General features: G+C 56.8%; 2 protein-coding genes. Both read left to right on the forward strand.

Translation table 11 applies throughout. The features are described from left to right. A partial coding sequence (locus F8C76_RS19130) for a hypothetical protein (protein WP_211372178.1) occupies positions 1-238 on the forward strand: 238 nt, incomplete at its 5' end. A 23-nt stretch (positions 239-261) separates the two neighbouring features. Next, a partial coding sequence (locus tag F8C76_RS19135) for a protein tyrosine phosphatase family protein (RefSeq protein WP_152132943.1) occupies positions 262-586 on the forward strand: 325 nt, incomplete at its 3' end.

Consider the following 586-nt stretch of genomic DNA (forward strand, 5'->3'; position numbering starts at 1 on the left):
CGATGGCCTGCTCAGTCTCAACCGCAGGCTGGCCGACGCAGGCATCACGCTTCACTTCTCGGAGATCAAGGGACCCGTAATGGATCAGTTCAAGCGAGCGGCGTTACCCGAACAGCTTAGCGGCAAGATCTACCTGACCCATTATCAGGCCATGCAGGATCTGGCACCGGAATGTATAAAACAACAGGACCGCCAAGACGAAGAAGACTTGCAGCCCCCACATACCCCGGTAAGCTGACAGCAAATCATCAAGGAGTCTCCATGACGACTACCAAGAAATTGACCGACACCCTCTTTGTCGCAGAACAGCTGCAGCCAGAAGATATGGCTGAGCTGGCCAAAGCGGGCTTCAAGATGGTCATCAACAACCGCCCCGATGGTGAAGATGAAAACCAACCCAGTAGCGCCGAAATGGCCGCCGCCGCCGAGGCAGCGGGCCTGGAATACGCTCACCAGCCTGTGGTGGGCAGTAACATCAGCGAAACCGATATCGACGGCTTCGACGCCATCGTCTCGCTGGCAGAAACACCAGTATTAGCGTTTTGCCGTACGGGAACCCGCAGCACAATGCTGTGGGCCCTGACCC

It is taken from the genome of Flagellimonas olearia (assembly GCF_009184425.1).
Taxonomy (GTDB): domain Bacteria; phylum Bacteroidota; class Bacteroidia; order Flavobacteriales; family Flavobacteriaceae; genus Flagellimonas; species Flagellimonas olearia.